Here is a 26894-nt window from a genome sequence, read left to right as displayed (position 1 = left end):
GGAAACTACTCCGGGCCGGGGCCGCGCGGGTGCACGGCTTCCGGCCCGGAGGGGCCACGTGTTCGCTGTCAGGCAGCCGCTACGGCGCGGTGAGGACCGCCGTGGGGCTGAGGACGTCCTCCAGCTTGCGGGCCATGGTCCACCCGTCGTGGTAGACGATGCCCACCTGCGAGATGGTGTCGTTCCGGTACAGGCCCACCTTCAGGTAGTTGAGCATCCCCGGGAACTGGGTGGCGATGTTGCGCTTGGGCAGCACGACCTTCCCGTTGAGGTACAGCTCCACGAAGCCCACGCTGGAGTCCGGCGACCACTTCACGTGGAAGATGAAGTCCATCCACTGGCCGCGCACCAGCGGCGTGCGCCAGACGATGGTGCCCGGGTTGCCACCGATGTTGAGGCGGATCTCCTCGCCGTAGACGGTGAACTCCACCGGCGGCGAGCCCGAGTTGCCGTCGTGGTGCCACTGCGCGAACAACTGCCACGTCTTCGCGCTCGGGTAGGTGGAGTCGAACATCGTGCTCCAGCGGTAGTAGTACTCGGAGCCGACCGGCTCGCGCGTCATCCGCACCAATTCGTTGCGGTTGCCGCTGGCGTTGATGGGGTCATCGCCCTGCTTCACCGTGGCCTTGAGGGCGTAGCGGCCCTGGCGCAGCGGCGAGGACACCAGCGCCAGCCGGTCCGCGCTCACCATCTGCGTGCTGCTCCACTGGGAGCGGCTGCCCGTCTCGAAGTCACCCACCCAGACGACGCTGGAGCCCGTGGGAGGCGTCGTCGGGGGCGGAGTCGTGGCTCCGGCGCAGGCGCGCGCCTCGGCGATGCTGGCCCAGTCGTTCAGGGTGTTGCCGTTGACGGTGATGCGCACGCGGCGCGCCGACACGGGCGTGAAGGTATAGGTCTCCGCCGCCGCCGTCGTGCCGGTGCTCTTGCCGGAGTAGACCGGCGTGTAGGTGATGCCGTCCGGGGAGACGGACACCGCGAAGGTGTTGGCGCGCGTGTTGCCGCCGTGCCAGGCGACGGTGACGCCGCCCACCGTCTTCGTGGCACCCAGGTCGTAGTCAATCCACGAGCCCTTGCCGAGGTTGCTCCAGCGCGTGGCGAGCTGGTCGTCGAGGGTGTTGGCCGGGAGGTTGCCGTCATTGCCGCTGGCGATGGCCGCCGTGGCCGTGAGCTGGGTGCAGTTCGAAGCGGTGAGGGCCTCGGCCGCGACAGCCTGGCCGGCACCGTCGGGGGCCTCGCCCGTTTCGGTCGCGGGCTCGTAGGCGCCACAGGCAGCGCTACCAATACCCAGCAGGGTTCCAACCAGCAGGAAGGTCTTCTTCATGTGAGCTCTCGGGGGAATCAAAGACAGACGGGGAGTGAGACCGCGCCGCGGAGAGCGGGCGGGCGGATGTATTGGCTTTGAGATGTGGGGTCTGCTCCAAGGAAGCGGCGCGAGAGCGCCGCACTGCGATGTGAACGAGTATCGGTGATAACTATTTCGTACTCAACACATGTCGAACACGCCTGCCTGCCCTGCGGGGAGGGCACCTGCGTGTTACATGTAAACTGATTGTAATTGTGTATCGGGACGCGATTGAGACCGGGCTGCAATCACGGACCGTGGTGTGGGGCAGCACGCGTGGCGTGGAGGAGACACTCACACAGCCCCGAGGCGCGAGGCGCGGCGGACCCCGGCGGCGTTAGAAAGTCCGGGTCGCTCCGAGGACGCGAGGATCGGCGCTCCAACCACACCGCGGCAATCCGTTATGGGAGGTGGCCATGGCCTCGTCCTCGGGCATGTGTGTTGCCTGTGGAGCTCGAATTCCGGTGGGTGCTCTCGCGTGCCCACGCACTCCGCCCGGGGTTGGACAGGGGGCGCCGGTGCGCAGGTGGATGACCGCCACCTGCCAGCCCCCACTCGTGGGGCGCGCCTCGCACCTGGTGCGGCTGAAGGACCTCGCGGTGGAAGTCCGGCGCGGGCTCGGCCGCGCGGTGTGGCTGGTGGGCGAGGCGGGGCTGGGCAAGTCGCGGCTGAAGAACGCGCTCGTCGAGCAGCTCGCGAGCGACGGCTTCGAGGTATTCGAGGGCAGTGGCCTGGCCCTCCCCGGGATGCCGGGCGGCGCCTTCCGTGAGTTGCTCGAGGCCACCCGGGGCCTGCGGCCGCCGCCGGGAGTGGGGTGGGTGTCCAGCGCGGACGCGGAGTTGCTGGCGCGGTTCCTGGAGGGCCGTGAGCGGCAGGGCGTCCCGGCGAGCCTCTCCGCCGAGCGCACCGCGCTGTTCGATGCCCTCTGCCACGCGCTCATGCCCCACCGCCGTCCGAGGTTGCTCATCCTGGAGGACTGGCAGCACGCGGACCCGTTCAGCCATGCGCTCATCGAAGTCCTGGTGTCGCGCCTCTCACACACGCCGCTGTTCCTGCTCGCGCTCCAGCGTCCCGGGGGCACGGCACCGGTGCCGCTGTCGGCCGAGGTGGTCACGGTGGGGCCGCTCTCCGACGACGAGGCCACCGCGCTCCTCGAGCAGCGCGTGCGCTCCTCCTGCGCGCCCGTGACGCCGGAGGTGCGCGCGGCCCTCCTGGAGGCGGGCGCGGGGCATCCGCTGCACCTGCTGCATGCCATCACCCTTCAAGAGGAGCGCCCCGAGTTGCCGGTGCCCGGCACGGGTGGGGCGGTGCTCGGCGCGCGGCTGCGGGCGCTGTCTGCCACGCAGCGCGAGGCGCTCCAGTCGGCCTCCGTGCTCGGGCCCTCGTTTCCCCGGACGGTGCTGGGGGCGCTGGTGGGCGGCTGCGCGCCGCTCGCGCCGCTGGAGGCGGGCGGGTGGCTGCGGGCCGCCGCGGGCGGACGGTACACGTGGGCCGTGTGTCTTCCGGAGGGCTTGCTGGGGGACGTCGCTCCCGACTCGCACGCGCTGCACCGCCGGGCCGCGGAGGCCCATGAGTCGCTGCCCGTGGAGCTGCGGCGCCGGGCCTGCGCGGATCTTTCCCGGCACTGGCTCTCCGCCGACGCGCCGGAGCGCGCACTGCCGCACCTGCTGGAGCTGGCGGGGTGGCACCGCGCGGCGTTGGAGACGGACTTCGCGCTCGGGGTGTATCGCTTCGCGCTCGGCCAGGCGTTGGGGTTGGAGCCCGCGGCGTCGCTCGACTGGCAGCGGGTGCTCTGGGAGCGCATGGGGGATGCCCACCGGTTGGCGGGCGCGCGGGAAGACGCCGAGTACTCCTGGCGCACCTCCCGTACGCTCGACGCGCGGGAGCCCGTACCCCCGCTCGGGGACCGGGCGCGGCGGCTCCACAAGCTGGGCTCCGTGCTCTTCGCGCTCGGTCGCTTCGAAGAGGTGTTGGTGGTGGCGGAGGAAGGGCAGCGCGAGGGCGTGCAGTCCCTGCCCACGCTGGCGGCGGGACTGGAGGCTGATGCCGCGCTCGCCCTGTGTGGGCTGGGTCGCTTCGAGCAGGCGCGCACCCGGCTTCGTCTCGCGCGCGAGCGGCTGCGGCTGGCGCCTCCGGAGAGCGGACCCGCGCGGGCCGCGGTGGAGGCCGCCCTGCACCGGGCCATGGGCAACGTACTGATGGGGAAGGGCCAGCCGGAGCAGGCCACCGCGGAGTACCTCGCGGTGCTGCGCTGGAGCGAGGTGTCGGGGGACACGTGGGAGCACTCCACCGCGCTGCTCCACCTCGGTGACGCCCACGCGCGCGCGGGGGACCGGGAGCGCGCGACGCACTTCTTCCAGCTCGCGCTGGAGCTGGAGTCGCGCACCGGGGACCGCTGGGGCATGGCGCACACGCACCACGGGCTGGCGCTCCTGCACACCCAGGCGGATGCGCCGGAGCTGGCGAAGGAGGATGCCGTGCGCGGCCTTCAGCTCGCCTCGATGGTGGGGGACCTCAAGCTGAAGTCCCGGCTGCGCTTCGCGCTCGGGCGGGCGCAGCTGCGGCTGGGAGAACTGGAGGAGGCGGGGAAGCAGCTCCAGCTCGCCGCGCAGGATGCCGCGGCCGTGGGGGCGCGTACGGAGCAGCTTCAAGCGGAGGCAGCGCTCCGGGTGCTCGGCACGCGGCGTTGACGGAACCCCGGGCGAGGCCCGAGTGTCCACCCCCGGTGCGCCCCCTGGTCCTCTCCCTCCTGCTCGCCTGCGTGCCAGGCTTTCCGTCCGTTGCGTTGGCCGCGATGGCTCCCGATGCGTTCGAGGCGTACCTGCGTCCTCCGCACCCGCCCGCGGATGGCTTCGCTCCCGTGCCCGGGAGCCTGGCTGCTCGTCCGGGAAGCGAGGTGCTCGCACTGGCGCATGGCCGCGTCGCGGAGGTGGGCGAAGGCGGGCGCTCCGTCGTGCTGGAGCACCTGTACTACGAGAACCATGCGCTGCTGCGTGCCCGGTCCGAGTACTCGGGGCTGGACGGGGTGGAGCTCCGTCCGGAGGCGCTCGTCACGCGAGGGCAGGTGCTGGGACGGGTGGGGAAGACGGCCCGGCTCGTCGTGACGGTGCACGCGGGCCGGCGTCTCTCCGCCGCGGAGCTGCGGCGCTTCACCTCGACGCGGGAGCGGCTGCCGCTTCCGGCGGAGGAAGCGTCACTGCTGCTCATCTCGCACGAGGACTTCCAGCTCCGTCTGTACGCGAAGGGGCGTGAAGTGGTCCGCAAGGAGGTGGGCTTCGGCCAGGCAGCGGGAGCCAAGGAGGTGCGCGGCGACAACCGCACGCCGAAGGGCATGTACTTCGTCACGCAGAAGGTGCGAGGGGACATTCCCGGGCCGTACTCGGCCTTCTATGGCGGGCACTGGATTCGGGTGAACTATCCGAATCCGTGGGACGCCGACCGGGGTGTGGCCTCGGGCTTCGTCGATGCGAAGACGCGCGAGCGCATTGCCCGCGACTGGGCGGCGCGGCGGAACACGGAGGCCTCCACGCGCCTGGGCAGCGGTATCGGCCTGCACGGCTGGGCGGGGGAGTGGACGCTGGCGGAGAGCGGCGGGCGCCTGTCCTGGGGCTGCGTGGTGATGCACACCCCGGACATCGCCTCGCTGTTCGACCAGGTGCCCGAGGGGACCATGGTCGTCCTCTTCTAGCCGCGGCTGAGGGTCCACGCCGCGGCGGGCGTCGCCTCACCAGGTTGATGAAGCTCTACCGCCCGGGGAGGCAGGCGTGGAATCCTCCCGGTGTGACCGAGATTGAAACCATCGACGCCTTCGAGCGGCACCTGCGCTCGGGAGCGCACCTCTCCAACGTCGTCATCCAGGGGCTGGACTTGCGGCGGTACACCCGCGAGCTGGCCTCCTCCGAGCTGGCGGGCACCGTCTTCCTCGGGTGTGAGCTGGAGACTGAGGCCCTGCGCGTGGCGCTCACGCACGGGGCCCTCGTCTTCCCGCCCATCACCGGGCTGCCCTACCAGCCCTATCGCGGCAGCGTCTATTCGCCGGAAGAGCTGTACGCCGGCTTCGACCCGGCACGGCCGGAGACGTACGCCGACACGCTGGACGCGCGCGTCTACGCGCACTGGGCCGCGCAGGGACGGGGCAGCCCGCCCACGCTGCTGGAGACGCTGGCGCAGCGGCTCCATGACCATGCCGTCACCGACGCCATGGAGGAGGTGCTCGCGGCGGGGGGCGGGAAGCGCAAGGTGGTGGCCATCATGGGCGGCCACTCGATGAAGCGCGGACAGCCGGACTACCGCGCGGTGGCGGCGCTGGCTCGCGAGCTCACCCAGCGGGGCTTCTTCATGGTCTCCGGCGGAGGCCCGGGCGCCATGGAGGCCACCCACGTCGGCGCCTGGTTCGCACGGCGCACCGAAGCGGAGCTGGACTCGGGGCTCGCCATGCTCGCGAAGGCCCCCAGCTACACCGACCGCGAGTGGCTCGCGTGCGCCTTCGAGGTACGGGGCGCGTTTCCGCTTCGCGATGGCGACAGGCCCCACTGCGACAGCCTGGGCATCCCCACGTGGCACTACGGGCACGAGCCGCCCAACCCGTTCGCGACGTACATCGCCAAGTACTTCGCCAACAGCGTGCGCGAGGACGGCCTGCTCACGATTGCTCGCGGTGGCATCGTCTATGCGCCGGGCAGCGCAGGCACCATCCAGGAAATCTTCCAGGACGCGTGCCAGAACCACTACAACTCCGTGGGCGTCATCAGCCCGATGATCTTCCTCGGCACCGAGTTCTGGACGCGCACGCGTCCCGTGTATCCGCTGCTGGTGCAGCTCGCCCAGGGACAGGAGTACGCGCGCCACCTGCTGCTGACGGACTCGCGGGAGGAGGTCATCCGGGCGCTGGTGGACTACGACTTCGCGCAACACGGCGCGGGGTGAGGGCGGTGTAGTCGCCCCACGCCGGAAGGCCGTGGCCGCCCTTCATGCCCTGGAGTCGGTGACATATTTCGCCCGGGTGGGTGTTTGGGGACATGCACGCGCGCCGGGCGTGCCGATATGCGCCGACGCGAGGACCGTTCCGCGAGGGTCGGCGCGGGCCTTTGCCGGCCGAGGAGGAGTGCCATGTCCCACACCAATCCGTTCTGGCTGGGAGCGGTGTGTGTCTCGCTGGGGGCGCTGCTCTGGTCCGTGCCGGCGTGCTGGTCCGCCGAGCGGCCCCGGCCCCCGAGCCGGCCCGAGGCGCCCAGGCCCACCCGGACCTACGCGAACCTCGCCTGGGGCCCGCCAAGGGCCCTGTCCAGCGTGAGGTAGTCCCCGGACGCTCACGTGCGCGGTGGGCGGGGCCTGCGTGACGGCTGGGGCACGTCCTCCGGATTCAGGGTGGGGCCCAGGCGCCGGATTTCCCGGGCGATGAAGTCCGCCACCTCCTTGACGCGCGGTGTCCCACGCAGGTCTCCGTGGACGCCGAGCCAGAGCTCCCTCGTGGGAGCAGGCGTGGGTGTCGCGAGTCGTCTCAAGCCCTTCACGTCATCCCCCAGGCAGCGCGGCAGGCAGGCCAGCCCGGCGCCCGCCGCTGCCATGCGCGCCTGGACGTCGCGGTTGTTCAGGCGGAAGGCGATGCGCGCCCCACTCGCGAGGGTGCGCAGCCAGGCCACGTCGGCGATGGGGCCCTGCTCGTCGCTCATGGTGACGAGCGCGTGGCCCTCGCACTGCCGCGAGAAGTCCGGCGCTCCGTGCCGCGCGAGGTAGTCCTCCGCCGCGTACAGGCCGAAGGCCAGTCGGGCCACCTTCCGCTGGAAGATGTCCTGCTGCTCGAAGGGGACGGCGCGCAGCGCGAGGTCCGCTTCCCGCTGCGTCAGGCTGACCCGGCGCACGTCCGAGTGCAGTTCGATGCCGAGCGCGGGGTGTCGCTCGGCCAGCGGGACGAGCAGCGGCCCGAGCACGTGGCTGGCGAGCCACTCCGTGGTGCTCACGCGCACGGTGCCGGAGAGGCCGATGTCGCGTCCGGTGGCCCGGCGCTCGGCGGCGAGCGCGTCCTGCTCCATGCGCTCGACATGGGCGCGGATTCCTTCGCCGGTGGCGGTCAGGGTGAAACCCGACGGCGTCCGCTGGAAGAGCCTGGAGCCGAGCTTCCGTTCCAGGGCGTCCAGGCGCCGTCCCACCGTGGGCTGCGTCACCCGCAGCGAGCGCGCGGCGGACGAGAGGCTGCCGTGCTGGGCGATGGCGAGGAAGAAGCGGAGGTCATCCCAGTCGAGCATCGGTTCCGGTCCCGTGAAGACATGCCATGCGTGGTGCGTCCCCACCCCATGCGGAAATGCATGGCGAGTCAACGCGCATGTCGTTCGACGGGAGCAGGCCCCGAGCGCATCTATTGCTCCGTCACGGTGCTCGGAGAGGAAGACCGCCATGGTGTTCGGGAAGATGAGGCTCGTTGTCTCGCTGGTTTCACTGCTCACTGCCTGTGCCGGCACGGGAGCGCGCCCGCCCGCTGCCGGTACGCTGCGCTGGTTCGGTGGTCCCACCGTGCTCCTCGAGCGGGACGGATTGCGACTGCTGACGGACCCCATGCTGGGGTCTCGGGGGCCGCGCGCGTTCGTGCTCCCAAAGCATCCGTCCACCGGAGCGCCCGACGCGGAGGTCGCGCGCTACGTGGACCCTCCGGACATGGACCTCGGGCGGCTCGACGCCGTCATCCTGAGGGCGGTGGGTGTCGATGGCCCGCTCGGACGACGGTCCATGGACGCGGAGGAAGCGCTGAAGCTCATCACGCTGCTGAATCCCCGGCGCGTCATTCCCATCCACCACACCACGTTCGGCCACTACCGCGAGCCCGTGAGGGCGCTGGAGCAGCGAGCGGAGAAGGCGGGTGTTGGCGGGCGCCTCCAGCTCCCGCGCGAGGGCGAGGCCATCGACCTCTCCAGGTAGCGGCCCGGGTCGTCCTCGGGGTCGCTGGGCGGCCCCTTTCCGCCGAAGCTACACTGCGGCTCCGTGAGGGGAGGCCGTACCTGAGCCAGCCGGAATCGTCGTCGAATCTCGTCGTCCTCAAGAGCTGTGGTGATTCGGCCGAAGCGGCCATGCTGCGCTCGCTGCTGGAGGCCCACGGCATCCCCTGCGTCGTCCAGGGAGAGCAGCACCGCGCCATGCTTGGCGTGATGGGCGGATACATCGAGGTCAACGTGCTCGTCGCCTCAGCCGACCTCGACCGGGCCCAGGCGCTTCTCGATGCTTCCGCGGAGGACCCCGCGGAGCGCGCCTCCCAGGCGGGCCCGGGCGCCACGGACACCGAGGAGGCGGTGTGCCCCGTCCATGGCCAGCGCTCCACCCTGACGTGCGGACGCTGCGGCACGTTCCTCTGCGCGAGCTGCGATGTGCAGGACGCCCAGGGCTCGCCCCGCTGCGAGGACTGCGCGGAGCGGCAGGTTGCCGGGGGCGAGACGCGACGGAGCAACCGCCGGAGGCTGGCCGCCTGGGGCGTGCTGCTCCTCATGTTCGGCCCCGTCCTCTTCATGGCGCTCGCTGTCCTGCTGCGAAGAATCCTGGGCTGACGAGCACCCCGGAATTCCGGAGCGCCCGCGTTCCGCCGCGCAGCGGGGTAGGGGATGGGCCCTGTTCCATGGGGATGATGCGGCATATCCTCGGGGCCCTTTGGGAGGAGTGCCTGGATGCGGCCCCGGGCCGTCTTCTTCGACCTGGATGACACGCTGATCGACCGTGCCGGCGCCTTCGCCAGCTACGTCGAAGACCTCGTCATCCGCCACCCGCGCGTCTTCCCGGAGTCATGCCGTGCCGCGGATGTGGCCGAGCTGCACGCGCTCGACGGGCGTGGTTCCACGGACCGCACCGTCTTCTGCCGTCGCGTGACGGAGGCCTTCCCCGGCCTGGGGCTGTCACCCGAGGAACTCTGGGACGACATGTCCTCCCTGCTGCCGTACCTCGTCGTTCCCAGCGTGGGGACCCTCGCGCTCGTGGAGGACCTGAGGAAGCGCGCTTCCGTCGCCGTGGTGTCCAACGGCTCGGGCCGGGTGCAGCGCGCGAAGCTGCACCACGCGGGGCTCATGCACTTGCTGCCCGACGTCTTCCTCTCCGGCGAGGTCGGCGCGGAGAAGCCCGACGCGCGCATCTTCCAGGCGGCGCTCGCCCGGGTGGACCGCGCTCCCGAGGACGTGCTCCACGTCGGTGACGACCCGGAGCGGGACATCGTCGGCGCCACCCGCCTGGGCATGGCCACGTGCTGGGTGTCCCATGGCCGGCGGTGGCCCCACGGATTGCCTCCGCCCACCTTCACGGTGGAGCGAATCACCGGCGACACGAAGCCCCTCGCGGAGGTGCTCGCGCGATGGACATGAACGCCGTGGTCGGCTCGCACGACCTGCTCTTCCTCACGCTGGACACCCTCCGCTACGACGTGGCCGAGGAAATGGCCGCGCAGGGCCGCACGCCGAACCTCACCGCGCTGATGCCCGGGGGACGCTGGGAGCAGCGCCACTCGCCCGCCAGCTTCACCTACGCCGCGCACCACGCCTTCTTCGCCGGCTTCCTGCCCACTCCCGTCGCACCCGGCCTCCACCCGCGCCTGTTCTCCATGCGCTTCGAGGAAGCGAGACGACGGCCCCGGGCACCTGCGTCCTCGACGCGCCGGACCTCGTCACGGGCCTGGCCGGGCGCGGGTACCACACCGTCTGCATTGGCGGCGTGGGCTTCTTCAACAAGCGCAACCCGCTGGGCAACGTGCTGCCCGGCCTCTTCGCGGAGAGCCACTGGAGCCGCGAATTGGGCGTGACGGACCCGCGCTCCACGGAGCACCAGGTGGCCCTCGCCGTGCGCCGTCTGGAGGAAATGCCTCGCGAGCAGCGCGTCTTCCTGTTCATCAACGTGTCCGCGCTGCACCAGCCCAACCGGCACTACCTGCCCGGGGCCACCGAGGACTCGCGCGCCTCGCAGGGCGCGGCGCTGGAGTACGTGGACCGCCAGCTTCCGCCCCTCTTCGCCGCCCTGCGGCGCCGGGGCCCTGCCTTCTGCATCGTCTGCTCGGACCACGGGACGGCCTATGGCGAGGAGGGCTATACCGGCCATCGCCTGGGCCACCCCGTCGTCTGGACGGTGCCCTACGCCGAGTTCCCGCTGAATCGAGACACCGCACCATGACGCGCCTGGAGCAGATGCTGGGTGAGACGCCCTACGTGGCGTACCTCTACGGCTACCCCCACAAGACGGCCTACCGGCCCTTCACCCCCGCGCTCCCCCTGGAGTCCGTCTGGGCGGAGGAGCGGCGCGACGCGCTGTTCCTCTACGTCCACGTGCCCTTCTGCGAGATGCGCTGCGGCTTCTGCAACCTCTTCACCGCCGCAGGCCCCAAGCAGGACGTGGTGGACGGGTACCTCGCCGCGCTCGGCCGCGAGACGCGCCGGGTGAAGGAGGCACTGGGCACGGCCAGCTTCGCTCGCGCCGCGCTGGGCGGCGGTACACCGACGCTGCTCGACGTGCGCGGCCTGCACACCGTGTTCGACCTCATGGAAGGCGTCCTGGGCGCGGACCTGAAGGGCATCCCCGTGGGCGTGGAGGTGTCGCCGGAGACGGTGGACGCGGAGAAGCTCCGCGCGCTGCGCTCGCGCGGCACGGACCGGGTGAGCATCGGTGTGCAGAGCTTCCTGGATGCGGAGGTCGCCGCGGTGAAGCGCCCGCAGCAGACGGCCCAGGTCGAGGCCGCGCTGGACCTCATCCGCTCCACGGGCTTCCCCACGCTCAACATCGACCTCATCTACGGGATGGAGGGGCAGACGGTGGAGAGCTTCCTCTACTCCCTGCGCGCCGCCCTCCGCTTCAACCCCGAGGAGCTGTACCTCTATCCGCTCTACGTGCGGCCGCTGACGTTCCTCGGCAAGAAGGCCCGCGCGTGGGACGACCTGCGCCTGTCGCTCTACCGCGCCGGCCGCGAGTTCCTCCTGTCCCAGGGCTACTCGCAGGTCTCCATGCGCATGTTCCGCGCGAAGCACGCACCGGACCTGGGCGGCCCGGTGTACCGCTGCCAGGAGGACGGCATGGTGGGCCTGGGCTGCGGGGCGCGCTCGTACACCGGCGGCGTGCACTACTCGTCCGAGTACGCGGTGGGCTCGCGCGAGGTGCGCAACATCATCGCCGCGTACAGCGAGCGCACCGAGGCGTCCTTCGGCGAGGTGGGCTACGGCTTCCGGCTGGACACCGAGGAGCGGCGGCGGCGCTACATGCTCCTGTCGCTGCTGGCGGAGGGCGTGGACCTGGCCGCGTACCGGCAGCGCTTCTGCACCGACGCGCTGGCGGACTTCCCCGAGCTGCTGGAGCTGGAGGCGCACGGGCTGGGGAGGCGGGTGGACGGCGTGTTGCGGCTCACCGGGGCGGGCGTGGAGCGCTCGGACTTGATTGGCCCCTGGCTGCACTCGGAGCAGGTGCGGGACATGATGCAGGAGTACGCCTGGCGATGAAGCTCACCGTGCTCTACCGGGGCCCGTTGTCCAGCTGCAACTACGGCTGCGAGTACTGCCCCTTCGGCAAGTGGAAGCAGAGCGAGGAGGAGCTCGCCAAGGACCGCGAGGACCTGGCGCGCTTCATGGCGTGGGTGGAGTCGCGCACCGACCTGCGCCTCTCCGTCTTCTTCACGCCGTGGGGCGAGGCGCTCATCTGGCCCTGGTACCAGGAGGCGCTCGCGCGGCTGACCCACCTGGAGCACGTGGAGAAGGCCGCCGTGCAGACGAACCTCTCCTGCACGCTGGACTGGGTGGAGCGCTGCAACGTGGAGAAGCTGGGCATCTGGGCGACGTACCACCCCGAGTGGATGAAGCGCCGCCGCTTCGTGGCCCAGTGCGAGAAGCTGTCCACGCTTGGCGTGCGGCACAGCGCCGGCATGGTGGGCTTCGTCCGCTTCGCCGAGGAGGCGGAAGGCCTGCGCGGCGAGCTGCCCCCCGACACGTACCTGTGGATCAACGCGGTGAAGGACGGGCAGGAGGAGCCCTACACACCCGAAGACGTCGCGCGCTTCACCCGCGTGGACCCGCTCTTCCCCGTCAACAACACACGCCACCCCAGCCTGGGCCGCGCGTGCCGGGGCGGCGAGTCCGTCATCTCCGTGGACGGCGAGGGCACCGCGCGCCGGTGCCACTTCATCGACGAGCCGATTGGGAACATCTACACGCCGGACTTCGACGCGGCGCTGAAGCCGCGTGCGTGCTCGAAGGCCACGTGCGGGTGCCACATCGGCTACGTGCACCTGGAGTACCTGGAGCTGGACCGCGTCTTCGGCTCCGGCATCCTGGAGCGCGTGCCCGTGTCGCCGCCGTGGAAGGGCCCGCTGCCCGCTCCCGGCTCACGGGCCTGAGGTGGGAAGGGCTCGCAGCGCTTCTCGAATCTCCCACTCGTACACGGTGAGGCCGTCGCGGCGCAGGTTGGGGAGCAGGTCTCCGAAGGCGTTGGCCTCCAGCACGCGGTGCCCGGTGAAGTAGTCCTCGAACATCAGGTCGATGCCCACGTGCAGGCAGTCGTGGGCGCGCGCCACGGTGCGGCAGCTCTCCATGGCGTCTTCCCACTCGTTCGGCGGTACCGCGGCGCGCAGCTCGTCCAGGTCCCCGCGCCAGCCGCCCAGGTGCAGGTTGGTAATCGGATGCCGGCTCTGCCGCACCACCGTGAAGGCCGGCTCGCCGCGCACCATCAGCACCCGGCAGTCGAAGTAGTCACCGCCCAGCCGGGCCTTGGGAATCGAGTGCTCTACCTGCGAGCCCTCGGCAAGGAGGAAGCCCAGCACCTCGTCCACGCGCGCGGGCTCGTCGATGCGGCGCACCTTCAGCGAGTTGTACCAGCCCGTCGCCGCCTGCTCGATGGTGGTGACCAGCGTGTCCCGGGTGCGCCCCCGGCGGTAGATGGCCAGGCATGACGCCGACGAGCCGCAGGAAACCTTCACGAACACCTCGCGGCAGTCCTGCTCCCGCATCCGCTGGCGCAGGGACTCCGGGTCCGTCACGCCGTCCAGCGGCTCGGGCACCGGCACGCCGAGCGAGGCGTACTTCCGCGAGGTGATGCGCTTGTCGAAGAGGTCGGAGATGCTCGCGGGCGACTGGAGGATGCGCCAGCGCGGGTGCGCCGCGAAGATGCCTTGCAGCTCCGTGAGCGTCTTCAGGAAGCCCAGGTGGTACTGCCGGGGGCAGAGGATGCGCCCGTGGTCATCCTCCAGGGCGTCCACCTCCGCTGGCGTGAGGTGCGTGCAGTCGTCCTCCTCCGCGTCCACGGAGCCGCGCCGGAGCAGCGCCTTCTCCACCTCCCAGCTCTCTCCCGCCGAATCGATGCGGACCAACGCCTCCGTGTCCGGCAGGTCCGCGAGAATCCCCGGGGTGGAGAGGAAGTCCACCCAGGGCACCACCCGTGCGGGGGCCTGGCCCTGGCGCTCCAGCGCCTCCTGGAAGAGGGTGACGCGCCGGTTCTCCGCGTTGCCGATGAGGATGAAGGGAGGTGCCATCATGCGCCGCTACTCGGTCACGCTCACTTCGCGAAAGTAACTGCTGCGCTGGTGCATGCGCTGCACGTCCGGACACAGCTTCGCCAACTGCTCGACGGCGCCGGAGCCAAGCAGGTTCTCGGTGACGATCAGGCGCTTGAGGTGCTTGAAGGCCGCCGCATTCGCCACGAGCCGCTCCGCCCCTGCCTCCGTCATCGTGCCTTTGGACAGGTCCAGCGTGTGGAGCTGCTCCAGCACCTTTGACTGCGGCAGGGCCTCGCACAGCGCATCCGTGAATGTCGCGTTGCACAGGCCCAGGTGCCGCAGCTCCGGCACACCTCGCGCGTCGAGGAGGGGCTGCAGGTCGTCCACTCCGCCCCCAGCGCCGTGGGCCCTGCTGCCGAACCAGACCGCCAGCCGCTCCAGCTTCGGCCAGCTCGCGCCAGCGATGGACCTCACGGCCTCCCGGGACAGTGCGGTCGACTCCAGCCGGAACGTCCGCAGCTCCGGCAGGTCGATGGCCCCCAGCTTGATTTCCCTGCCCACCAGCCGCAGCGAGCGGAGCTGGGGAAGCGCGGGGTAGAGCGGGGTCAGGTCGCCCACGAAGCTCGAGGAGATGGGCGAGTCGTATTTGGGATCGTCATCGGCGACGTCGCCGACAACGAGTGTTCGCAGGGCCCGGGGCGCGGCCTTCGCGATGACCCGGATGAGCGGTTGAAAGTCGTGGTCTCCCCTCCTGCTGCCCACGGGGCCGAGGGTCAGCTCCTGGAGGAACCGCGCGGACGGGTGGGCGAGCAGTAGTTCCAGCACCTCCTCGACGCTTGGCGCGTTGGAGGGGGCTCTGCCCAGGTTCTCCACTCTGGCGCCGTGGATGAAGCCCAGTCGCCACCACACCGACAGCATGCTCTCCACGTTGGCATCCGCCAGCGCATGGCCCAGCAGCACGCCCCAGTGTGTACGGAGTACTTCGGCCACCTTCAGTTCCAGGCGACGGGCCTCTTCGCCCGAGGCGCCGTCATGGCTGATGGCTTCGTAGGCCTGGAACAGGGCGTGCTGGATGGCGATGAGCTCGCCGTGCGGGTCTCCCTGGGCCTGGAGCCAGTCACCATAGACGAGGTAGCCCTCCGCGGCCTCGGGGGCGTGGAGGATGGCGGCCTCCAGCTCCGGGTGGGACTTCGGCGCGGGCCCGGTGTCCACCCCCTTCACCCGGGTGAAGCCCCGCGCCTGCTTCTCCCGGATCAGCTCACTGTACAGGTGATGTGCCTGGACGCGGGAGACCTGGCGCGTCTCCGCCTCGCCCTCCGTGCCGATGCGGCCCCAGCGGGTGGTGAGGACGGCCGGCCGGACATCGTCCTGGAGGATGTGGCGCCGGTACGTGGTGACGATGCCCAACGGGCCACCCCAGTCGAGGTGGATCTCCCAGAACTCGCCGGAGTCGCCCTGCCTGAGCTCGAATCTCGCCATGGCGCCTCCGGGAGTCCGGCGGAGCTACTCGCCCACCGCGACGTAGCGGTGGTCGTCGTCCTCGTCGGAGTCGTCGTGGCGCTGGTGGCCGAGCGCCACGTCCGAGCACAGCTTCGCCAGCGACTTCGCGACCTTGGCGCTGAGCAGGTTCTGGGTGAGGTCCAGGCGCTTGAGGTGCTTGAAGGCCGCCGCGTTCGCCAGCAGCATCTCCGCGCCCTTGTCCGTGAGCGTGCCCCGGGACAAGTCCAGCGTCTCGAGCTGCTTGAGCACCTTCGACTTCGGCAGCGCCTCGACGAGCTCATTGGTGAACTCGGCGTTGCACAGGCCCAGGTGCTTGAGCTCCGGCAGGCCCTGGGCGTCGAGGATGGGCTGGATGGACTTCACATTGCCGCCCGCGCCGTACTCCTCCGCGCCGAACCAGACCTCCAGTCGCTCCAGCTTCGGCCAGTTCGCGGCGGCGATGGACTTCACCGAGCCCCGGTCCAGGCCGCCCGACTCCATCGTGAACTCGCGCAGCTCCGGCAGGTCGATCTTCCCCAGGCTCACGTCACCGCCGCGCAGGTGGAGCGAGCGCAGCTGGGGCAGGGCCTTGTACAGCGGCGCGACGCTGCCCACTTCCGTCCAGGAGATCTCCGTCTCGTCCGGGAACACGTAGTCGCCGATGAACACCTTGCGCACCGACCTGGGCGCGGACTTCGCGACGAGCTTGATGAGGTCGTGGTACTCGTTCTCTCCCTCGTTGCTCGCCAGTCCGAGGGTCACCTCCTGGAGGAAGCGCGCGGACGGGTGCGCGAGGAGGATCTTCAGCCCCTCGTCGACGTTGAACTCCGGGTCCTCGCCATAGCGTGCGACGGCCAGGCGGGCGCTCCGGATGAAGCCCAGGTGCCAGCCGATGGTCAGCGTCTTGTCCTCGAGCATCTTCGCGAGGGGCGCGCCCAGCAGCACGTCCTGGTGCTTCTTGAGCAGTGCGGCCGCCTTGCGCTTGAGGGCGGTGGCCTCCGCGCCCTTCGCCTGCGACAGCGCGTGCTGGAGGGCGATGAGCTCACCCCGGGGGTCGCCCTGGGACTGGAACCAGTCTCCGTAGACGAGGTAGCCCTCCGCGGCCTCGGGAGCGTTGAGGATGGCGGCCTCCAGCTCCTTGTTGACCTTCGGCTTGGGGGCGGTGTCCGTCGGCTTCACGCGCGTGTAGCCCTTCGCCTCCTTCTCGGCGATCTGCTTCCGGTACGAGGCCCCCGCTTCGTAGCCGTGCTTGAAGGTCTGGGTCTTCTCCTGGCCGTCCGTGCCGATGCGGCCCCAGCGGGTGGTGAGGACGGCTTCGTCCTGGGTGATTTCCCAGAACTTGTTCGAGGTGCCTTCCTTCATTTCGAAGCGCGGCATGGTGTGTCCCCCTGAAGGGTGATGCGGGTGTGGTTATTCGCCGACCGCCACGTAGCGGTAGTCCTGGTCGAATTCGCGCTGGTCGCCCGTGCTCACGCTGGGGCACAGCGTCGCTATCAGACCTGTGCCCTCGCCGGTGAGCGTGTTCTGTGTGACGTCGAGGTGCGCGAGGTGCGCGAAGGCTGCGGCGTTCTTCGCGAGGATGCGTGCGCCCTCGTCGGACATCAGGCCCCGGGACAAGTCCAGCTGCTCGAGCTGGGAGAGCACCTTCGCCTTCGGCAGCAGCGCGCACAGCGCGTCGATGAACTCCGCGTTGCACAGGCCCAACGACTTGAGGCCAGGCAGGCCCTGGCCGTCGAGGATGGGCTGGATGTCCTCGATGACGCTTCCTTGGATGTAGCTGTTCGCTCCGAACCAGACCTCCAGCCGCTCCAACTTCGGCCACTTCGCGGCGGCAATGGCCTTCGCCGCGTGCGGGCTCAAGCAGGTCGTTTCCAGGGTGAACTCGCGCAGCTCCGGCACGTCGATGTTTCCCAGCACCGCTTCGCTGCCGCGCAGGCGCAGCGAGCGCAGGTCGGGAAGCAGCGCGTAGAGGGGCCGGAGGTCACCGAGGAAGGACCCGGACATCCGCACCTCTTCCGGGTACTGGAAGTCGCCAATGAACAGGTGCTGCAAGGTCTTCGAGCCGCCCCGCTCGCGCAGCGCTTCGATGAGGGCCTTGATGACGTCGAGGTAGTCGTTCGGGGGCTCGAAGCTCGCCATTCCGATGGTGAGCCCCCGAAGGAAGCGCGTGGAGGGGTGGGTTAGCAACTGCTTCACCAGCCCCGCGATGTCACGGCCGGAGTACTGGTCCTTCTGGCCCACCCGCGCGGTGCGGATGAAGCCCAGGTGCCACTCCACGGCGAGGTCGTCCTCGAGCTCCGCCTCGTCCAGCGCATCCGCCAGTTCCCCGAGCAGCGTTGCCCGGTGGGCCCCGATGAAGGCGGAGACCTCCTCCTTGAGCTTCCGGGCTTCGTCGCCACGGGCCCGCATTGCCGCGTGCTGGAGGGCGATGAGCTCACCGCGCGGGTCGCCCTGGCGCTGCAGCCAGTCGCCGTAGACGAGGTATGCGTCCGCGTTGTCCGGGGCCTGGAGGATGGAGGCCTCCAACTCCGGGTTGGAGGCGCTGTCGGAGCGTGGCATGAGGCGCTACTCGCCGACCGCCGAGTAGCGATAGTCCTCGTCGTAGTCGCGCTGGTTGCCCGCGCTCACGCTGGGGCACAGCTTCGCCACCGCGCGCTCGCCCTCGTCGGTGAGCGTGTTCCGGGTGAAGTCCAGGTGCTTGAGGTGGGCGAAGGCCGCCGCGCTCTCCGCGAGGATGCGCGCGCCCTCGTCGGACATGGTGCCTTGCGAGAGATCCAACCGCTCCAGCCGAGGCAGCACCTTCGCCTTCGGCAGCACCTTGCAGAGCTCATCGACGAACTCCGCGTTGCACAGGCCCAGCGACTTGAGGGCGGGCAGGCCCTTGCCGTCGAGGATGGGCTGGATGTCCTCCACGCCGCCCTCTCCGCCGTAGTTGTCCTGACCGAACCAGACCTCCAGCCGCTCCAGCTTCGGCCACTTCGCGGAAGCGATGGACTTCACCGCGGACAGGGGCAGGCCGCCCGTCTCGACGGTGAACTCGCGCAGCTCCGGCAGGTCGACCTTCCCCAGCTCCAGCGAGCCGCCGCGCAGGCGCAGTGAGCGCAGGTCGGGCAGCAGCTTGTAGAGGGCAGAGATGTCATGGAGGTGCGACCAGGAGATCTCCGTGTCGTCCGGGAACTCGAAGTCGCCGATGAACAGGTTCTGGAGCGTCTTCGAGCCGCCCAGTCCGTCCAGGGCCTCGGTGAGGGCCGTGATGACGTCGCCGTAGTCGTTCTCGTCGTCGAAGTGCGCCATGCCGATGGTGAGCCCGCGGATGAAGCGCGCCGAGGGGTGGGCGAGCAGCTCCTTCACCAGCTCTGCGATGTCGCGGTCCGAGTCGTAGTCCTTCTGGCCCACCCTCGCGGAGCGGATGAAGCCCAGGTGCCACTCCACCTTCAGCTCCTCCTCGTCCAGCGCGTCCGCCAGGTCCCCGAGCAGCGCGTCCTTGAAGCTCTTGAGGTGCTTCGCAATCTGCTTCTTGAGGTTGGCGGCCTCGTCGCCGCTGGCCTGGAGCGCCGCGTGCTGGAGGGCGATGAGCTCACCGCGCGGGTCGCCCTGTCGCTGGAGCCAGTCGCCGTAGACGAGGTACGCGTCCGCGTTGTCCGGGTTGGAGAAGATGGTGGCCTCCAGCTCCGGGTTGGAGGCGCTCTCGCCCGCCTCGCCGTCACCGTCCTCGTCGCCCTCACCGTCGCCGACGAGCTCGTAGCCCTTCTTCTCCTTCTCGCGGACGAGCTTGTCGTACTCCTTCTTCGCGGTGGCGGTGTCGCTGAAGGACTGCGTCTTCTCCTGTCCGTCCGTGCCGATGCGGCCCCAGCGCGTGGTGAAAGAGGTCCCCGAGAGGGAGATCTCCCAGAACTTGTTGGAGCTGCCTTCCTTGAACTCGTACCGCGGCATGGCCGTCCTCCGCGCGCCGTCGTGGCGCGTCCCGGACCGGACGCTAGAGAAGGCTCCGCGCAAGCTCAAGCGTCGTGCCAGTCCAGGCCTCCCACGGGGACTCGGGCGGGGTGCCCTCCGTGGGGCCCTCGCGCGCCACCGCCTTGCCGCCCAGGACGCGCACGTGGGGGGACGGCCCGCTCAGGTCCACCACCTGGAGGCCCACCCGGGCGTCGGCCTCCAAGGTGTCGTGCGAGCCCTGGCGTGCCGCATCCACGAGGAGCACGTCCACCCGGGAGCGCTTCGTGCTCGCCGACGCCTCGGAGAGGAGGGTGGCCAGGTCGGGGGCGGTGAGCACCTCGGCGGTGCCCCGCTCTCGCCATTCGCGCAGGAGCAATTCGCAGAGGCCGCGTTCCGCCTCCAGGGGGGACTGGCCCTTGTCGTCCTGGACGAAGACGACGCGGAAGCGGAGGTCCTCGGCCGTGAGCCACGTGGAGAGCCGGCGCACGAGGCACAGCACCTGCCCCAACGCCACCACGGCGCGCTGCCAGCGCACTCCCGCGTCCTTCACCCGCGCGTCCACCAGGCCCGGCAGCAGGGCGAAGGTGATGACGCGGCGACGGCGCACCGCGACGCTCTCGTCGCGCGTGTAGTAGAGCAATTCGCCCTCCACGTAGCGCACGTCGAACAGGTCCAGGGTGGGCTCGTCCTCCATGTAGACCAGCTCGGAGGTGACGAGGTTCTCCAGGCTGCCCACGTTGGACACGGAGGCGAAGCCGCCCTGCGGGAAGGCGGCCTCGTCCTCCAACGTCGTCGGGGTGGGGCCGGAGGAGACGGGGCGCGCGCGCAGCTTCGGTGGCAGCGTGCGGGACAGCGCCTCCGCGGCCTCCACTGCCTGCTCCAACGCGAGGCGCTGCGCCTTGCCCTGGAGGTGCTCCAGGTTCTCCAGCGTGAAGGCCTCCGTGTCGCCGAGGAGCGCCTGGGCCCGGCGGGCCGCGCTCGCCAGCGCCTCGTAGCCTTCGGCCAGTCGCTCCAGCGCGGCGCCGGCTCCGGGCTCACGGAGCGCCGTGTAGCCTGCGTGCAGCAGTTCGCCCGGGGGGCGCTCCAGGACGCGTCGCGCGAGCGCCGGGCTCAGGGCGGTGCCCGCCGAGAAGCCGAGCCGTGTCAGCACTCGCGCGGCGAGGAAGGCTACGCCCCGGGGGCGGAGCGGTTCGGGGAGGCGGGCCAGGGCGGAGGACACGGCGTCCAGGTGGGGCTCGGCGGCGAGTCGTGCGAGGACGTGGTCGTCGTAGGCGCGCACCGCGGCGCGCAGGCGGGGCAGCGTGTCCGGGACGGGCAGGGTGGGGGAGAGCGGCACGCCCGCGACGAGCCGCCCGAGGTCGGCGACCAGGGCCGGAGGGGGCAGGTCCGGTAGCTCGGAGAGTGTGGCCAGGAGCCATGGGACGGAGGCCGTCAGCGACTCCGGGCTGGGGCCTTCCTGCCGGGCAAGGCACAGCCCCGCGCACAGCCAGCGCTCCGCATCCTGGGGTCCTCGCAGCTCCGCGCTCATGGGGTGTTCGCTCAGGTGGAAGGGGGACGCAGGTCCCGGCCCCGTCGCACGCTCCGTGGGAGTGGCATGGAGCTTAGCAGTCGTTCGCGGCAGCATGCTCCCACCCGTGGTGCGCGTGGCCGTGCGTCCGTGGCGGAGCGGAATCTCTGCTATGAAAAGGCGCGGGGCAGGATGGTCCGCCCCGTTGCGGTGAGGGGTGCATGCGGAGTTTCGCCGGTTGGTTTCTCGTCATCTTCGGGCTCGTGGGCTACGCCGCGGAAATCGACAACCTGCGCAAGGGCACGACGGAGAACACCGCCGTGGGGTTCGTTCTCGCCACCGCATGCGCCCTCGGAGGCGCAGCGCTCATCCGTGCCGCACGGCGCGCGAAGCTGCCGCCGGAGCTGAGGGAGCGGCTCGATGTGGAACAGCTCCCCGCCAGGTCCCCTCGCGACATCGAGAAGGCGGTCCTCGCTTGCGCGCAGCAACATGATGGCCGCGTCACCATCGCCGAGGTGGCGGCTGAGAGTGACCTCTCCTTCACCGAAGCCAAGGCCGCGCTCGAGGAGCTCTCACGCGCGGGGGCCTGCACCGTCGACGTCACCGACCAGGGCGCCTTCATCTACGAGTTCATCGGCCTGTTGCCTCGCGAAGCCAAACGCGAGGCACTCGACGGCTGAGCCGTCTCGACGGCCCCGGCTTCAGGTGAGCCCCAGCAGCCGGGGCACCTTCTCCTCCAGCAAATCAATCTCCTCGCGGCTCTCGCCCAGGTAGGAGAGGAGCTGGAGGTCCTGTCGCTCCACCGCGCCGCCGTGGAAGATCCACGCGCGGGTGCGCAGCAGCCGGTACAGCTTCACCAGCTTGCGGTCGCTGATGAAGACGCCGTCCTCGCGCGTCAGCGTCTGCACCACGCGGCGGAACTCGCGCAGCAATTCGTCGCGGAAGAACAAATCCCGGTCCCGCAGCTCGCGCCCGTCCGGGCCCGTCTCGCGCTTGCCCATCATCAGCGTCAGGTAGCGGTGCGCCTTGAGCACGTCGTCCAGCGAGGCATGCCCCTCCGCCCACGGCTTCTGGTTCATCTCGCGGTAGGTCTGCGAGTCCAGGCCGGAGTCGAGCAGCTCCAGGAAGTAGCGGTCCTGCACCGGGCGGCACGCGGCCTTGAGGCAGAAGCGGTCCTTGAGCGCGCCCAGCTCCGCGTGCTCGGGCAGCTCGTTGGTGGCGGCGAAGAGGACCTTCAGGCGCACCGGCTGGGGCGCGCCGTCCTGGTAGAACTTGCGCTCGTTGATGACGGTCAGCAGCGCGTTGAGGATGGCGGAGCTGGCCTTGAACACTTCGTCCAGGAAGACGAGCCGCGCGGTGGGCAGCTTGCCGCCCTCGCGCCGGATGTAGCGGCCCTGGCGCAGCAGGTTGATGTCGATGGGGCCCAGGACTTCCGACGGCTCAGTGAAGCGCGTCAGGAGGTACTCGAAGTAGTCCTCGTTGGGAATGCGCAGCGCGTCCCGGAACTTGAGCACCAGGTCCGACTTCGCCGTGCCCGGAGGGCCCACGAGCAGCAGCGGCTCCTGCGCCACCGCCGCCACGGTCATCAGGTCCACCAGGTCCTGCTTGCCCACGAAGTGCCGGCCCAGCGCCAGCCGGAAGCGGTTCAGTCGCTCGCGCAAGGCGTGGGCCTCGCGCGAGAGCGCGTCGAAGGACAGCTCGCTGATGGGGTCGACGGCGGGTGACTCTTCGCGCCGGGGCAGACTGCTCATGTTGTGCGCTCCTCCAGCTCCCGATGGATGCGCCGTCGCACCAGGAATTCGTCCTCGTCCAGCCAGCTCCGCGCCCGCTCACCGCTGCCCTGGCCCACTTCCACGTGGCCCAGCACCAGCGCGTCCGCGAGCTCCACCACGGAGAGGCAGAAGTGGCTGTTCGTGTTGTAGCTGTCCGTCACGTTCGGCAGTTGCTCCGACAGCCGCGCCAGCCCGGGCAGGGCGACGTCCACCGGCGCGTGCGCCAGCGCGCCCGCCAGGCTCCGCGTCAACGCCAGCCGCTCCGGCAGCGCACCCTTCGCCGCGGTGAGCGACTCGAAGGCCCGGTCGAACACGGGCAGGGCCTCCTGGGTGCGTCCCAGCATCGCCAGGCCCGAGGCCACGCCGAGCTGCGCCGGCAGCGGCGTCTTCGGCTTCGCGAGGAGCCCCTGCGTCGCATCCACCAACTCGCGCGCCTCGCGGGACAGACCCACCCGGCGCAGGCCGCGCAGGCTCACGCCCAAGAGGCCCTGGCCCCACGCCGGGGACTCGGGAGGCAGCCCCGCCAGCACCTTGCGCAGGCGTCCGGCCAGCGCCGTGGCCCGGTCCGCCCGGCCGAAGAGGGCCGCCAGCGTCAGCGCGTCGCCCAGCAGCTGCCCCTGGACTTCGCCGGGGAGCCCTTCCAGCGCGCCCACCAGCCTGTCGAGCAGCGGCAGCGCTCGCGCCGGGGGAAGCCGGGGGAGCGTGTCCAGCAGCCCACCCAGGAGCCGCTGGCGCTCTGGAGCCGCCAGCTTCGGCGCGGTGGCGCGAGCGGTGAGCGCCTCGACCTCGGCAGCCACCCTGGCCGGGTCCCGGATGTCCCGCAGCGCCGCGAACTCCTCGCCGCGCAGGTCGCGGGCGCCGCGCCCGAAGGCCCGCGCGGGGTCCAGCCGCTCGCTCGGCTCCAGCAGCGCGGAAGACTGCCGCAGCCGGTCCACCTTGTACCGCTGGAAGGTGTTCAGCGCGTTCAGCTCCGCGGCGATGTCTGGCGGCAGCGGCGTCTCCGGCGCCTGTCCCTCCAGGGCCTGCGCCACGCGCGCGCCGTAGGCCCGTGAGAGGAAGCCGTGGATGGGCTCCGTCGCATCGAGTGCCTCCGACGCGGAGACGGCGAGCGCCCGTGCCCGGTCCGCCTGTCCCAGCCGCGCCAGCCCGCAGGCGAAGACGTAGCGGACATAGGCCTGGGTGAGGACGGGCGGGGCCTCGATGGAGGAGCGGCGGCGCGTGGTGCGCTCGAAGCGCTCCTGCATGGCCTCCAGTTGCGCGACCAGCCGGGGCGCGTGCGTCGCGTCCGTGCCGGCGCGCAGGAAGCGGGGCACGTCGCGCGCCAGGGACAGGCCGCGCTGGAGCAATTCCAGCAGCCGGTCTCCCGCCCGCGCCAGCCCGAGCGGGTCTCCGCCCGAGAGCCGGTCCAGCGAGGCCCGAGCCAGCCACAGCGAGCGCACGTCGAGCGCCGCGTCGTGCCGGTCCAGCCAGCGCTGGAGCGAAGGCACGTCACCGGGAGTCTTTCCTCCAGGCGCCAGCACCGCGCGCGCCAGGCTGCTGGCGAGCGCCCGCACGTCGTCGTCCGAGGGCGTCGCGCGCGAGAGCAACACGGCGGTAGAGGGCGCGCCGTCCGTCTCGGCCTCGGCCCAGCGCGCGGCCAGCTCGGCGGCCTCGGTGCCCGCGCTCTCCCAGAGCGCCCGCGTCCAGCACAGGCCCGCGTCGCGCCTGCGCCCGAGCTGGCCATTCAGCTCCGCCATGCGCACCCAGAGTTGCCGCCGCTCCGCGGAGTCCGCCGGGGCGTCGAGCGCGAGGAAGGACTTCTCCAGCTTCGCCAATTCCTGCTCCGCGGCGCCGAGCTGCGCGGGCGTGAGCGGGGCCAGCCTCGCGCCCGGGGACGCGGCCTCCGTGGCGCGCCTTGCGTTGCGGGTCGCCGGTTCGGCGGGCTCGGCAGGTGGCGACGCGGCGACACGGCGCGAGCGACGGGACGAGCGCGGGTCCTTCTCGTCGTCCTCTTCGGCCTTCTGCGGCGCGGCGGACTGCCACTCGCCCGCGGCGGCCTCGAAGGCCTCGAAGTCGAACGTCGCTCCCCGCACCCAGGGCACCAGCGCGGCGGCGCCCGTGTCCACCACGTAGTCCACCCACGCGTCGAGCGGATGGAAGGCGGACTCGGGCAGGCGCTCGGCGCGGAAGGCTCCGTGGCCCGTGGGGTGCAGCCACGTCACGGTGTCGCGCTCGGGGGTGAGCAGCGCGCGCAGCCTGTCCCTCCGCACGGGGGGCTCCAGCAGCCCGTCACACGGCAGGTACAGGTCCGCGAGCTGCGGCAGCGGTGCGTAGGCCATGCCGGACAGGCCCAGCTCCGGTGGCCGCTCGCGGCCCGCCCTCGCCCGCAGGACGATGCACGGCGCGTCCGGCGGCCCGGCCACCGCGAAGCGGAGCTGCGCCAGCAGCGCCTCGGGCAGCGTGTGGACGAGCGACTCCACCTGGGCCCGCGCGTTGTCGCGGAGCACCCACAGGCTGGCGGGCTCCGTGCGCGCCGCGCGGGTGAGGCGCAGGGGCACCGAGAGGCGCCCTGGTGCGGCCTCGGCCTCCCATTCCTCCGCCGGCTCGGGCAGGCGCAGGTCCGTGAGCTGGTAGAGGTCCGTCCACGGCCCGTCCGGCGCCGTCTGCCAACGCCCGTCGCCGGGAATGAGCAGCAGCGTCCCCTTCTCGGGCTGGAGCGTGCGCGCGAGCGGGTGCGTGTGGCCCACCTCCACCCAGACGGAGTGCTGTCCCGGCACCGCGGGCACGAAGGCGCGCAGGCCCCCCGTGTGGTCCAGCGCGCCGGTGAGGGTGAAGTACGGCGGCGCCACCGCGCGTAGCAGGGCCCGCCGGCTGTCTCCCCGGGCGCTTCCGGCGACGCAGACCTCCTGCCTGTCACAGCCCAGCCGCAGCATCTCTCCCGCCAGAGGCAGCAGCGCGTCCGCGCTCGCCGGCAGGAAGAGCACCGGGCCGCCTGGTGCCGCGTCGACGGGGATGCGGCGCGGGCGGAGCAGCTCCGCCCAGCAGAGCACCGGCGTGGACCCGCCGGACTCCACGCCGCCGGCCCGCACGCCGAGCGACACCAACTCCCGGACGGCGGCCTTCGTTGGCGCCACGTCGGGGCTGACGTGGAGCGCCCCGTCAGCGGTCCGGCGGTAGCGCGCGGGCGCGGACTGCACTTCGGCGGCGACGAGGCCAGAGGTGAGCGCGAGCTGGAGCGCTTCCTCGCTGGGAAAGATGAGCGTGGACATCACCCGCGGACTTCCATGCCCGGAGCATAGAGCAGGAGCGGGGCAGGGCGCAGCGCCAGCTCAGGGGCCGGCGTGGCTCCAGCCCGGGGCATCTCCTGCCATCGCCTGGAGCCACTCGCGCACGGACGGGCCCGTGCCGCTGGAGGCGTCCGGCGTGGTGAGGAGCACGTGCTGGTTGCCTGGCAGGTAGAAGGTCTTCACGCCCGGCTCCGCCGACGCGCGGGCCGCCTCCAGGCGCGCCTGGACCTGGGCGCCGTTCAGCCCGAAGTAGAGGGCGATGGTGCCGTCCTGGACGTAGCCGAGCAGGCCGTACCGCCGTGGGGCCGCCAGCAGGCGCGTCGAGTAGCCCAGCACCTCCGACATGCCCGCGCCGCACCCGGCACACCCCGGAGGGAACTCCATGCCCCAGCTCTGCTGCATGGTGGAGTAGCGGCCGTCTCCGGCGGTGTCGATGACGAGCCCCGAGTCGTTCAGCACGTCCACTCGCGCCCACGGCAGGGCCTTCTGGACGCGCCACCAGTGGAGCGTCGCGCCGTAGCCGCCCGCGCTCACCCCGGACAGCCACACCCGGTCGGCGTCGCGGAAGGTCGGCTGCAGCCGCCGCAGGTAGGCATCCATGTTCCGCGCGCCGACGTGCTCGACGTTCCTGGGGCCGAACCAGTCATACGTCTTGACGCGCGTACCCGCGTGGAGGTCTCCGGTGCAGTAGGGGATGTAGACGAAGCTCGCGTCGCGGAACGGGTTGCCGGGGTCCTCGCGGTCGAACAGGGGCGCGAGGTTCTGCGCGCCGGCCTCGGCCAGGACGGGCGCCTCGCCCATGGTGTCGGTGATGTGGGTGGCAGTGCCCAGCGCGCAGGCCGCGGCCTCCCAGCACGCGCCACCGCCGGCGAGGAAGACGAGCACCCGCTTGGAGCGGTCCGTCAGGTTGACGGCCATTCCGGTGGAGCTGCCATTCGCGCAGTGCGCGTCGGGGACCGGGACGAACGTCCAGGTTTCACGTGGCGCGTCGATGGGCGCCCCCGCGTCCACCGCGTAGGAGATGGAGGGCAGGTCATAGTCACCGCCCGGGCCCGGCGTCCCCGCATCGGTGTCGCCTCCACCAGGGACGGGCGCCGTTGCTCCGCAGGCGGACAGCAGGAGCAATCCCAGCGACATCCGCGAGCGCGTACGCATGTCACCAGTG

The 26894-nt window shown here is 71.2% G+C and carries 21 protein-coding genes and 1 pseudogene; 11 read left to right on the top strand and 11 right to left on the bottom strand.

Features of this window, described 5'->3' with window-relative positions; all coding sequences use genetic code 11:
- Positions 1-79: 79 nt before the first annotated feature.
- Positions 80-1321, bottom strand: coding sequence for a heparin lyase I family protein (locus OV427_RS04060; RefSeq protein ID WP_267854791.1), 1242 nt, complete (start codon positions 1319-1321; stop codon positions 80-82).
- Positions 1322-1860: 539 nt separating this feature from the next.
- Between OV427_RS04060 and OV427_RS04055 the strand changes: the two genes are divergently transcribed.
- The 4 genes from OV427_RS04055 (at position 1861) to OV427_RS04040 (ending at position 6640) form a co-directional block, all read left to right on the top strand.
- A complete protein-coding gene (locus OV427_RS04055; RefSeq protein WP_267854790.1) occupies positions 1861-4032 on the top strand; it encodes an AAA family ATPase in 2172 nt (723 codons plus the stop codon).
- Between the two features lie 104 nt (positions 4033-4136).
- Positions 4137-5030: a L,D-transpeptidase family protein gene (locus tag OV427_RS04050; RefSeq protein WP_267854789.1), complete on the top strand. Its 894-nt coding sequence runs from the start codon at positions 4137-4139 to the stop codon at positions 5028-5030.
- Positions 5031-5122: 92 nt separating this feature from the next.
- Positions 5123-6268 carry an LOG family protein gene (locus tag OV427_RS04045; protein ID WP_267854788.1) on the top strand — a complete coding sequence of 382 codons (1146 nt, stop codon included), beginning with the start codon at positions 5123-5125 and terminating at the stop codon, positions 6266-6268.
- Between the two features lie 183 nt (positions 6269-6451).
- Entirely contained in the window at positions 6452-6640 is a 189-nt protein-coding gene (locus tag OV427_RS04040) for a hypothetical protein (protein WP_267854787.1), read from the top strand.
- A gap of 11 nt (positions 6641-6651) precedes the next feature.
- Here the strand turns inward: OV427_RS04040 and OV427_RS04035 are convergent, their stop codons facing one another.
- Entirely contained in the window at positions 6652-7587 is a 936-nt protein-coding gene (locus tag OV427_RS04035; RefSeq protein WP_267854786.1) for a LysR family transcriptional regulator, read from the bottom strand.
- 148 nt (positions 7588-7735) lie between these two features.
- On the opposite strand from OV427_RS04035, the gene OV427_RS04030 reads away from it, so the two are divergent.
- The 6 genes and pseudogenes from OV427_RS04030 to OV427_RS04005 all read left to right on the top strand — a co-directional run bounded on the left by OV427_RS04030 (position 7736) and on the right by OV427_RS04005 (position 12677).
- Positions 7736-8254 carry an MBL fold metallo-hydrolase gene (locus tag OV427_RS04030; RefSeq protein WP_267854785.1) on the top strand — a complete coding sequence of 173 codons (519 nt, stop codon included), beginning with the start codon at positions 7736-7738 and terminating at the stop codon, positions 8252-8254.
- Positions 8255-8307: 53 nt separating this feature from the next.
- Positions 8308-8874, top strand: coding sequence for a DUF2007 domain-containing protein (locus OV427_RS04025; RefSeq protein WP_267863356.1), 567 nt, complete (start codon positions 8308-8310; stop codon positions 8872-8874).
- A gap of 117 nt (positions 8875-8991) precedes the next feature.
- Positions 8992-9675 carry an HAD family hydrolase gene (locus OV427_RS04020; RefSeq protein ID WP_267854784.1) on the top strand — a complete coding sequence of 228 codons (684 nt, stop codon included), beginning with the start codon at positions 8992-8994 and terminating at the stop codon, positions 9673-9675.
- Positions 9666-10474: pseudogene (locus OV427_RS04015) on the top strand (STM4013/SEN3800 family hydrolase). The gene OV427_RS04020 and the pseudogene OV427_RS04015 overlap by 10 nt, the downstream one beginning before the upstream one ends.
- Positions 10471-11787, top strand: coding sequence for an STM4012 family radical SAM protein (locus OV427_RS04010; RefSeq protein ID WP_267854783.1), 1317 nt, complete (start codon positions 10471-10473; stop codon positions 11785-11787). Before OV427_RS04015 ends, OV427_RS04010 begins: the two are co-directional and overlap by 4 nt.
- Entirely contained in the window at positions 11784-12677 is an 894-nt protein-coding gene (locus OV427_RS04005) for an STM4011 family radical SAM protein (RefSeq protein WP_267854782.1), read from the top strand. The genes OV427_RS04010 and OV427_RS04005 overlap by 4 nt, the downstream gene beginning before the upstream one ends.
- Here OV427_RS04005 and OV427_RS04000 read toward each other — a convergent pair.
- The 6 genes from OV427_RS04000 to OV427_RS03975 are packed head-to-tail and all read right to left on the bottom strand — an operon-like array spanning position 12666 to position 20712.
- Entirely contained in the window at positions 12666-13811 is a 1146-nt protein-coding gene (locus OV427_RS04000) for an STM4014 family protein (RefSeq protein ID WP_267854781.1), read from the bottom strand. The two genes, OV427_RS04005 and OV427_RS04000, sit on opposite strands and share 12 nt — an antisense overlap.
- A gap of 6 nt (positions 13812-13817) precedes the next feature.
- Positions 13818-15251, bottom strand: a complete 1434-nt coding sequence (locus OV427_RS03995) for a TIGR02996 domain-containing protein (RefSeq protein ID WP_267854780.1) — start codon at positions 15249-15251, stop codon at positions 13818-13820.
- 24 nt (positions 15252-15275) lie between these two features.
- On the bottom strand, positions 15276-16628 hold the full coding sequence (locus OV427_RS03990) for a WGR domain-containing protein (RefSeq protein ID WP_267854779.1): 1353 nt from the start codon (positions 16626-16628) through the stop codon (positions 15276-15278).
- Between the two features lie 33 nt (positions 16629-16661).
- On the bottom strand, positions 16662-17810 hold the full coding sequence (locus tag OV427_RS03985; protein WP_267854778.1) for a TIGR02996 domain-containing protein: 1149 nt from the start codon (positions 17808-17810) through the stop codon (positions 16662-16664).
- Positions 17811-17816: 6 nt separating this feature from the next.
- Positions 17817-19184 carry a WGR domain-containing protein gene (locus tag OV427_RS03980; RefSeq protein WP_267854777.1) on the bottom strand — a complete coding sequence of 456 codons (1368 nt, stop codon included), beginning with the start codon at positions 19182-19184 and terminating at the stop codon, positions 17817-17819.
- Between the two features lie 43 nt (positions 19185-19227).
- Entirely contained in the window at positions 19228-20712 is a 1485-nt protein-coding gene (locus OV427_RS03975) for a hypothetical protein (protein ID WP_267854776.1), read from the bottom strand.
- A gap of 200 nt (positions 20713-20912) precedes the next feature.
- On the opposite strand from OV427_RS03975, the gene OV427_RS03970 reads away from it, so the two are divergent.
- Positions 20913-21371, top strand: coding sequence for a hypothetical protein (locus OV427_RS03970; RefSeq protein ID WP_267854775.1), 459 nt, complete (start codon positions 20913-20915; stop codon positions 21369-21371).
- Positions 21372-21392: 21 nt separating this feature from the next.
- Here OV427_RS03970 and OV427_RS03965 read toward each other — a convergent pair whose 3' ends face one another.
- The 3 genes from OV427_RS03965 to OV427_RS03955 are packed head-to-tail and all read right to left on the bottom strand — an operon-like array spanning position 21393 to position 26884.
- On the bottom strand, positions 21393-22442 hold the full coding sequence (locus tag OV427_RS03965) for an AAA family ATPase (RefSeq protein ID WP_267854774.1): 1050 nt from the start codon (positions 22440-22442) through the stop codon (positions 21393-21395).
- Positions 22439-25711 carry a hypothetical protein gene (locus tag OV427_RS03960; protein WP_267854773.1) on the bottom strand — a complete coding sequence of 1091 codons (3273 nt, stop codon included), beginning with the start codon at positions 25709-25711 and terminating at the stop codon, positions 22439-22441. Before OV427_RS03960 ends, OV427_RS03965 begins: the two co-directional genes overlap by 4 nt.
- A 60-nt stretch (positions 25712-25771) precedes the next feature.
- The gene (locus tag OV427_RS03955; RefSeq protein ID WP_267854772.1) at positions 25772-26884 is read right to left on the bottom strand and encodes a pectin acetylesterase-family hydrolase; all 1113 of its coding nucleotides are present in this window, start codon (positions 26882-26884) and stop codon (positions 25772-25774) included.
- Between the last annotated feature and the right edge of the window lie 10 nt (positions 26885-26894).

Origin of the sequence: Pyxidicoccus sp. MSG2 (genome assembly GCF_026626705.1) — a bacterium.
Taxonomy (GTDB): domain Bacteria; phylum Myxococcota; class Myxococcia; order Myxococcales; family Myxococcaceae; genus Myxococcus.
The sequence above is the reverse complement of the archived record's forward strand: the minus strand, read 5'-3'. Positions and strand labels throughout refer to the sequence as shown.